This window comes from Trueperaceae bacterium (assembly GCA_031581195.1).
Lineage (GTDB): Bacteria > Deinococcota > Deinococci > Deinococcales > Trueperaceae > SLSQ01.
In genome coordinates, this window is the sequence record JAVLCF010000095.1 from 1 (window position 1) to 8,695 (window position 8,695).

Here is an 8,695-nt window from a genome sequence, read left to right on the forward strand (position 1 = left end):
GGCCGCCGCGACGGGGGGCGCGCTGGGGGCGGGGGCCCGGCCGGCGGCGGGGTCGCCCCGCAGGTCGGGCCCGACGTCGACGTACACGACGTCGTCGGTCCGCCCGAGGCGGTAGCCGCGCCCGTCGTCGTCGACGGCGTGATCGACGACGAGGACCAACGCCGGGTCGCCGCCCAAGGTGTCGCGGTAGACCCGCTGGAGCGGTCCGCCGTCGGGGCGGCGGTCGACGTCGGCGAGGGGGAGGCCGGGCAACCGGAGCGCGACGCTGCCGTCGGCGACGAGGAGGTCGGCGGGTTGGTCGGCGGGGACGTCGATCGCGACGCGGGCGTAGCCGTCGTGCAGTCCGAAGCGGGGGGCGGCGCGCTCCGTGACGGGGTCGGGGTCGGGCACCGTGACGCGGATGACGCGGCCGGAGGGGATCCAGGCCGCCTCCCCGCCGAACGCTTCGGCGAGGGGGGTGACGGCGACGTAGCCGACGCCGTCGACCAGGAGGGCGCTGGGGATGGGGCGGGGGAACGGCTCGCCGTCGACGGTGAGGGTGCCGCGGCGGTGTTCGAGGCCGGCGGCCACATTGCGGGTGACGTCCCAGCGGGCGGTCGTGACGCCGTTCTCGAAGACGAGCTGGCCGGCGTCGGCGTCGTAGTCGACGTCGAGCCCCATGGCGTCGGCCATGGGGGCGGCCTTGGCGAAGGCGTTGCCGGAGTCGCCGTAGGCGACGAAGTAGAACGGCCCGGCGGCGTCGAGGACCTGGTCGTCGACGGCGAGGAAGTTGTGGCGTTGCTGGGCGTGCCCGGTCGCCGCGAGCGCGAGGCTCGCCGCAGCGAGGAGGGTCACGCCGACGCGGAGGGCGTGCGCCGCGGAGCGGCGCCAGGGGGCCGTCGTCACGTGGGGCACGGTATCACGCGGTCGGGGGTCGCCCGGCGCGTCAGGGGGTGGTGCGGGGGTCGTCGTCGTCGGGCGTCGCGTCGTCCTCGGCCGCCTCGGGGGCATCCGTTTCGGCGTCCGCGTCGGCGTCCGGTGCGGCGTCCGCGTCGTCGGGCGCCGGGGCGTCGTCCGGGGCCTCGTCGCTCGGGGGCGCGTCGGAGCTCGCGTCGTCCGTCACCGGGCCGTCCGCCGCCGCGTCGCCCGGTGCGTCGTCGGGCGCCCGGTCGTCGGTCGGGGTGGGCGCCGGGCTCGTTGCCGGGTCGCCGATCCCCGCAGGGGGCGCGTCGTCCGGCGTCGGTTCGGCGAGGGGGCGCGGCCCGAGGCCGGGGAGGGTGACGGGTTCGCTGCCGCCGTCGAGGCGGCGGCGCAGCTCCTCCTCGCCGACGAGGCGGTACGCCCCGTCCTCGAGGTGGTCGTAGACGTCCTTGTAGGCCTTCGTGAGGGCGTCGACGCGTTTCGCGGTTTCGGCGTAGTGGGCGGCGACGTCGCGCTTGTAGGTCTCGAGTTCCTCTTTGAGGTGCGCGGCGCTGCGCCCGCCGCCGGCCTGCCGCGTCGCGAACCAGGTGATGAGCCCCCCGAGCAGCAGCCCCGCGGCGAGGGCGGCGGCGAGGAGCGCGGAGAGGTCGATCTCCATACGTGGAGGGTAGCAGAGGGGCTGCGCGTCGCCTGGGTTCCGGCTCGCGTTTCGGGAGGGCGGACGCGGGACGCCCACCCCCTTGACGCCTTAGGAATTAAGGTAGTAGGCTCGTAGGCATCCGCGGGGGTTCGCCCCCGACGTTGAGAGGCGGTGACGCGACGTGCCCATCTTCGATCTGTTCCTCGTCTTCTTCGCGATCGGGGCGGTCGCCGCGCTCGCCGCCGGCCTGTCCGACCTCCTCGCCGCGCACGTCGCGCCCCGCGTCGCCCGGCACGGCAGGGCGCCGTCCGACCCGCGCGCCGTCGCGCTGCTGCGCGCCGTCCTCGCCCCCTTCGGCGTCGACGACGCACCCACCCCGGCGCCCGCGCGCCCGACGGCGGGCCGCGCGGAGGCCCGCCCGGCCGGCGACGGCCCGGTCGTGCAGCCGGCGCTGTTCCCCCTGCCGGTCCGGACGCGGGCCGCGACCGACGCGCCGCACCGCACCCCCGCACGCCGCACCCCGACGCGCACCACGCACGCCGCCTGACCCCTCACGACTCCCGCGCCGCCGCGTCCTCGCCGCCCTCCGGGGCGGCGGACTCGTGGGTGGGGGCCCGCCCCCCGGGCTCGGTGGCGCGCGCCGCCTCGATCCGTTTCGCGAGGCGCGCGACGTCCCGCTCGAGCGCCTCCGCGTCGGGCGGGGGGAGGTCGCGGACCTGCGCCTCGAAGGCCGCGCGGGCGGCATCCGCCGCCGCGACGTCGCCCCGCCGCAGCGACGCCTCCACCCAATCGCGGGTCGCGACCGCCCGCTCCCGCGGGCCGACGTCGAGGCCGGTGACGTGGGCGTACAGGCCGTGCATCTCCTCGAGCGAACCGGTCCAGCTCGCGACGTCCGCCGCCGCCAACGCGTGCGCGTAGGCGGCGTCGACGACGCCGCCCCGCTCGAACTGCGCGGCGATCGCCGCGGACATCTCCAGGGGGGCGTGGCCCTCCAGCCACGTTCCGATCCGGACGTGGACGTCCGCGCGCTCGGCGTAGGGGAGGCGGTCGAGCGCGACGGTGCGCAACAACGCACTCTGGAAGCGGTAGGCCCGGCGGCGCGGAAGCCGCGACGTCGGGGCCGGCACCAGCATCCCTTCGCGCACCAGGGTCGTCACGAGGCGACCGCGGGGGTCGTCCCCCAACGTCCGGAGCAGGCCGTCCCAGACCTCCTCGCCGGCGAGCGCGGCGCGGGCGAGCAGGTCGCGGGCGGACCCCTCGAGGCGGTCGAGGCGCGCGCCGACCAACGCGCGGAGCGAGGGGCTGTGGGCGGCGTCCTCGTCCTGCGCGAGGGCGCGCCCCAGCTCGACGAGGTGGCCGGGCGTGGCGTCGGTATGCGGCACCCACGTCGCGACGGCGGCCCCCACGCCGTCGCCGTCCCCGACGACGGCCTTCACCAGGGCGGCCGCGTCGTCCTCCGCGAGCGGCTCCAGGGGCAGGTGGTGCGCGCCGCGCGGGACGGCGTTCGCGTCCCGCGCGGTGCGGACGACCAGGATGGGGGCGCGCACGGCGCGCAGGAGGTCCAGGAACGCGCGGGTGCTCGGGTGGGCCGGCTCGACGTCCAGCAGGATCGCCCACGGCCCCCGGCCGTGGCGGGCGCGGGCGGCGACCAGGTCGCGCCAGGCGAGCGCGGTGCGGTCGACCTGGCGGCGCTCCACCCGCCGCCAGGGGGGCGCCTCGAGGACGTCGAGGCTCGCGAGGATCGTCCGCCACCAGCGCGGTTCGCCGGGCAGCAACGTCGACAGGCCCCGCTCGATCACCTCCAGGTCCAGTCCCGCCACCCGCGCGGGCGGGGGGGGGCCCAGCGGCACCTCCGCGCCGGGGGGTGGCGGGTCGTCGCGCGGCGCGAGCTGCGCCCCGACCGCGGTCGGTGGGAGCGGGGGTCGGCGGCTCGGCCGACGCGCGAGCGGCGCGGCGGGGACGGGCCCGACCCCCCCACCGCCGGGGAACACGGCGCGCGCGAGGACCGCCCACGGGGGGGTGTCCGCCGGCCCCTCGCGCAGGTGCACGACGCGCTCGCAGGCGGCGGCCGCCGGGCCGTCGCCCCCCATGCCTCCGAACGCCTCCTCGAGGAGCCGCGACTTGCCCATCCCCACCTCGCCGGTCACCCACACCTCCCGCATGCGCCCCTCCCGCTTCACCGCGGCGCAGTGCCGCGCCAGCGCGCGGCGTTCCGCCGCCCGCCCCACGAACGCTGGCGCGTCGACGGGTTCGGGGGCGGTGGGGACCCAGCGGTGGGCGGTCCGCACGTCGGGGAACCCCGCCAACGCGAGCGGGTCGGTCGGCTCGAACGCGAAGCGGGTCCGGAGCGCCTCGTGCGTCGCCGGCCCCACCCACACCTCGTTCGCGCCGGCAGCCTCCTCGAGGCGCGCGGCGAGGTTCACGGCGCTCCCCATGACGGTGTCCGCCCGTGCGTCCCCCGCGCCGATCGCGCCGGCCACCACCGTCCCGGTGTTCACGCCGGCGCGGGCGGCCAGCGGCAGGCCCCGCCGACCCCCGAGCGCCACGATCGCGTCGATCGCGTCCCCCGCCGCGCGGACCGCCCGTTCGGGGTCGTCGGGGTGGCTGCGGGGCGCCCCGAACACCGCCATCAGGCCGTCCCCGCGATAGGCGTCGACCCGCCCGCCGTGCGCCTCCACCGCCGCCGTCGCGACGCTGAGCACCTCGTCGGCGAGATCGCGGACGGTTTCGGCGTCGGCGTCGCGGGTGAGGTCGGCGAACCCGACCAGGTCCAGGAAGACGGTCGTGACGCGGCGGCGCTCGCGGCGGGTGGGGGCCGGCTGCAGGGGGCGGCCGCACATGCCGCAGTAGCGCATGCCGTCCGGGTTTCGGGTTTGGCAGTGCCGACACCGCATCGCACCCACCTTACGGCGCCGGGACGCACGTCGCGTCGCGATGCCTGCGGACCTTCGTCCCGTCAGGGTTCCACGTACGGGTGGATGGAGCGTGTGGGGTGCGGTACGGCGTGCGCCGCATCGGGCGTGTCAGGGGGTCACAGCCCGAGCAGGGGCAACGGATCGACGAACGCCTCGCCGCCCCCCTGCCGCACCCGGGCGTACAGGCGCAGCACGTCGGGGGGCGGCAGCGTCCCGCCCCCCAGGCGGCCGATCACTTCGCCACGCTGGACGCGGTCGCCGACCTGGACCGGGGGTGGGCGGAGGTTCGTGTACACCGTCGTCAACTCCGGGTCGTGGCGGACGGCGACCATGAAGCCGTCGTTCGCACCGATCGATTGCGCGGCGATCACGACGCCGCCCTGCACGGCGTACACCGCCGCGCCGGCCTCCTGCGCGCGGAGGGCGACGAACGACTGGTTCCCTTCGCCGTAGCGCCCCACGAGCCGGCCCCCGTCGAGCGGCCCGACGAACCCCGCCGGGTTGGGTTCTTGTGGGGACGTCAGGGCGTCGATGCGCTCACGGGTTTGCTCGGCCTCCGCCTCGAGCGCCGCGCGGCGCGCGTCGTCGGCGGCCGCCGCCTCCCGGCGCAGGCGCGCCTCCTCCGCCTCGAGGCGCGCGATCTCCTCCTGCAGGCGCGCCTCGATGCTGGCCAGGTCCGACTCCAGTTGGTCCTGCGCCAGCAGCAGCGCGACGCGTTGCGCCTCCTGCCCCTCCTGCGTCGCGTTCAGGTCCTCGATGACCGCCTGCAGCTCGGCGCGGCGGTCCTGCTGCTCGATGCGGGTGGCGGCCAACCGCTCGCGGGCGCCAGCGAGGTCGGCGAGGTCGGTCTCGAGCTGCGCGCGGGCCGTCTCGAGCGCCTCGATGCGGGTATCGACGTCGCGCACGAGCGCCACGTCCTGGCGCGAGAGGCGGTCGAGGAGGGCGTTCGTGACCCGCAGGTCGTGGAGGCTGTCCGCCGTCGCGAGCGACCGCGCGCCGCGCCCGGCGCGGTCGCGATGGAGGTTGACGAGCAACGCCCGGATGCGGGTCCGGAGCGCATCGAGGTCCGCTTCGCCCTCGGCGATCTCGCGTTCGGTCGCCGCGACCTCCGCCTCCAGGGCGGCGACGTCCGCCTCCAACGCGCGCTCCTGCGCGGCGAGGTCGGCGATGCGCGCGCTGATCGCGTCGCGTTCCGCGACGCGGGCCTGCAGGTCCTCGCGGGTCGCCCCGAGGCGCGCCTCGAGGGCGGCGACCTCGGCGCGGCGTTCCTCGAGGAGGGCCTCGTACTCGCCGGCCTGCGCCTCGAGCGCGTCGCGGAGCGTCGTGTCGACCTGCGCCGTCCCCCCGCCGGCCAGCGCCAGCAGGGCGGCGAGCACGGCGGCGAGCGCGCCGGCCCGGGCGGCGGCGCGCACGCCGCGGGGGCGGGCGGCGCCCGGCGTCACGACCCCTCGCGCAGGTGGTTCGAGACCGCGATGGTGGAGCCCACCAGACCGATCAGGAGCGCCAGGGCGGTGAGCAGCAGCGCGACCTGCGCCAGCAACGCCCCGTCGCGGACGAACGGCACGAACGGCAGGGTGGGGGCGAGGCGGGCGACGACGTACTGGTAGCCGGGCACCACCAGCACCAGCGTCACCGCGGCGCTGGCCAACCCGAGCACGAACCCCTCGATCAGGAACGGCGCGCGGATGAACCCGCGCGTCGCGCCGACCAGGCGCATGACCTCGATCTCCCGGCGGCGCGCGGTGATCGAGGAGGCGATCGAGTTCTGGATGGCGAACAACGCCGCGCCCAGCAGCACGACGATCAGGATCGAGCCCGCGACGCGCAGCGCGGCGTTGAACGCCAGGAACGTCGCGACCGCGTCGCTGGCGTCCTCGACGTCCTCGACGTCGGGGCGCGCCAGCAGCCGGTCGCGGACGGTGGCGGTGTGGACGGGGTCGACCAACCGCAGGGTGACGGTGTCGGGCAGCGGGTTGGCCACCAGGTTCGATGCGGTCCGCAGCGACGGGAGGTCGGCGACGAGGTCGGCGAGGGCGGCGTCGGCGGAGGTGAACTCCGCGCGGGCGACCTCCGACCAGCCGCGCGCGGTGCGCGTCAGGGCGGGGCCGTCGGCGGGGGGCGCCAGGAAGGCGGTGACCTCCAGTTCGGTCTGCAGGTCGGCGAGGACGGCGTTCAGGTTGAGGCTGACGAGGCTGAACGTCGCCAGGATCGTCAGCGACAACGTCATCGTCGTGATCGTCGCGAGGCTGGCGACGGCGTTCCCGCGGAGGGCGCGCATGGCGCGTTGGAAGGCGTACACGCGGGGGTGTCCCGTCCCGCTCAGGGGGTGGGCGCGTCACCCGGCATCGGGTGGGCGCGCGCCAGCGTGCGGACGCGGTCGCGGAGGTCGCGCAGGTCGCCGTCGAGGGCGTCGTCGTCCAGCGCGAGCGCCTCCATGATCAGGCCCGCGACGGCGTCCATGTCGTCGGGCGTGAAGCCGCGCGTCGCGAGGGCGGGCGTCCCGATCCGCACGCCGGACGTCACCCACGGCTTCTCCGGGTCGCCCGGCACGGTGCTCTTCGAGACCGTGATGCCGACCCGCCCGAGGCGGGCGTCGGCCACCTTCCCGGTCAGCCCCATGGGGCGCAGGTCGAGCACGAAGACGTGCGTGTCGGTCCCCCCGGAGACCACCTTCGCGCCGCGCGCGCTCAACGCGTCGGCCAGCGCGCGGGCGTCCGCGACGATGCGCTCGGCGTAGGTGCGGAAGGACGGCTGCAGCGCTTCGCGGAACGCGACCGCCTTCGCGGCGATGACGTGCATCAGCGGGCCGCCCTGCGTGCCGGGGAAGATCTGCCGGTCGATCCTCTTGCCGAGCTCCGGGTCGGGCCCGAAGATCACGCCGCTGCGCGGCCCGCGCAACGTCTTGTGGGTGGTGCTCGTCACGACGTGCGCGTGCGGCAGGGGGCTGGGGTGGACGCCGGCGGCGATGAGGCCGGCGACGTGCGCGACGTCGGCCAGCAGGTACGCGCCGACCTCGTCGGCGATCGCGCGGAAGCGCGCGAAGTCGATCGTGCGGGCGTACGCGCTCGCCCCCGCGATCAGGAGGGCGGGGCGGTGCTCGCGGGCGAGCGCCGCGACGTGGTCCATGTCGATCCGCTCGGTGGTGGCGTCCACCGGGTAGCCGACGACGTCGTAGTCCTGCCCCGAGAAGTTCACGGGGCTGCCGTGCGTCAGGTGGCCGCCGTGGTCGAGGTCGAGACCCATGATGCGGTCGCCCGGCTTCAGCAGCGCACGGAACACCGCCATGTTCGCGCCGCTGCCCGAGTGCGGCTGCACGTTCGCCCACGCCGCCCCGAACAGCTCCTTGAGTCGCGCGATGGCGAGGCGTTCGACGTCGTCGACGACTTCGCAGCCGCCGTAGTAGCGGCGGCCGGGGTAGCCCTCGGCGTACTTGTTCGTCAGGACGCTCCCGGTCGCTTCGAGCACGGCGGGGGACGTGAAGTTCTCCGAGGCGATCAGTTCGAGGCCGTCGCGTTGCCGCGCCGCCTCGCGCTCCAGGAGCGCGAACAGCTCCTCGTCGCGGGGGGTCGGCGGGGCGCTCGTCGGGGCGCTCGTCGGGGACGTCGTCATGCCGGCGAGGATAGCAGGTGGGGCGCGCGCCGGCGCGGCGCGTTCCGACGCGCTGCGCTCACGCTCCGGCGAGGGCGAGACCGCCGGCCATCACGGCGACCAGCGCCACGAACGAGGCCGCGCCGAGCACCGCCGCCGGTCGCCCGGTCGTGCGCACGACCCGTAGGTCCACCCCGAGACCCAGCGCGGCCATGGCGGACGCCGTCGCCACGCCCCCGGTCGCCGCGAGGGCGTGGGCGGCGCCGGAGGGGACCGCGCCGACGCTGACCAGGACCGCGAGCGCCACGAACCCGAGGACGAACGGCGGAACGAGCGGGACCCGGGCCGCGGCCCGGGGGCCGGCCCCCGGGCCGGCGTCCGCTCGCGTGGCGAGCCCGAGCAGGAGCAACGCCGGAGCGAGCAGCACGACTCGGGAGAGCTTCACGAGGAGCGCCCGGTCCGCCGCCTCGGGCCCGAGCGCGTCGCCGGCCGCGACGACGTGGCCGACCTCCTGCAGCGTCGCGCCCGCCAGAAGTGCGAGGGCGAGATTGGCGTCGGGGCGGGCGCTGCCGAGGAGTGCGACGGCGGCGACCCCCAGGACGCCGAGCAGGCTGATCGTAGCGATCGCGAGCGAGGCGTGCTCCGCCCGCGC

8 protein-coding genes are annotated in these 8,695 nt (G+C 76.8%); 1 reads left to right on the forward strand and 7 read right to left on the reverse strand.

The genetic code is table 11. The features are described from left to right. Together RI554_08955 and RI554_08960 are read right to left on the reverse strand one after the other, a co-directional pair. The coding region (locus RI554_08955; GenBank protein MDR9392140.1) for a hypothetical protein at nucleotides 1–885 on the reverse strand (885 nt) is incomplete at its 3' end. A gap of 40 nt (nucleotides 886–925) precedes the next feature. Further along, nucleotides 926–1,558, reverse strand: a complete 633-nt coding sequence (locus RI554_08960; GenBank protein MDR9392141.1) for a DUF1043 family protein — start codon at nucleotides 1,556–1,558, stop codon at nucleotides 926–928. Nucleotides 1,559–1,721: 163 nt separating this feature from the next. On the opposite strand from RI554_08960, the gene RI554_08965 reads away from it, so the two are divergent. After that, nucleotides 1,722–2,087, forward strand: coding sequence for a hypothetical protein (locus tag RI554_08965; GenBank protein ID MDR9392142.1), 366 nt, complete (start codon nucleotides 1,722–1,724; stop codon nucleotides 2,085–2,087). Nucleotides 2,088–2,091: 4 nt separating this feature from the next. Here the strand turns inward: RI554_08965 and RI554_08970 are convergent, their stop codons facing one another. From RI554_08970 to RI554_08990, 5 genes are all read right to left on the reverse strand, one after another. Then, nucleotides 2,092–4,380 carry an adenylate/guanylate cyclase domain-containing protein gene (locus RI554_08970; GenBank protein ID MDR9392143.1) on the reverse strand — a complete coding sequence of 763 codons (2,289 nt, stop codon included), beginning with the start codon at nucleotides 4,378–4,380 and terminating at the stop codon, nucleotides 2,092–2,094. Nucleotides 4,381–4,571: 191 nt separating this feature from the next. Continuing rightward, nucleotides 4,572–5,897 (reverse strand): peptidoglycan DD-metalloendopeptidase family protein, encoded by a 1,326-nt coding sequence (locus tag RI554_08975; GenBank protein MDR9392144.1) that lies wholly within the window; start codon nucleotides 5,895–5,897, stop codon nucleotides 4,572–4,574. Then, nucleotides 5,894–6,754 carry a permease-like cell division protein FtsX gene (locus RI554_08980; GenBank protein MDR9392145.1) on the reverse strand — a complete coding sequence of 287 codons (861 nt, stop codon included), beginning with the start codon at nucleotides 6,752–6,754 and terminating at the stop codon, nucleotides 5,894–5,896. Before RI554_08980 ends, RI554_08975 begins: the two co-directional genes overlap by 4 nt. Before the next feature lie 20 nt (nucleotides 6,755–6,774). Continuing rightward, nucleotides 6,775–8,064: a serine hydroxymethyltransferase gene (gene glyA / locus RI554_08985; GenBank protein ID MDR9392146.1), complete on the reverse strand. Its 1,290-nt coding sequence runs from the start codon at nucleotides 8,062–8,064 to the stop codon at nucleotides 6,775–6,777. 58 nt (nucleotides 8,065–8,122) lie between these two features. Continuing rightward, nucleotides 8,123–8,695 (reverse strand): putative sulfate exporter family transporter (locus tag RI554_08990; GenBank protein ID MDR9392147.1); only part of this gene is annotated, 573 nt, incomplete at its 5' end.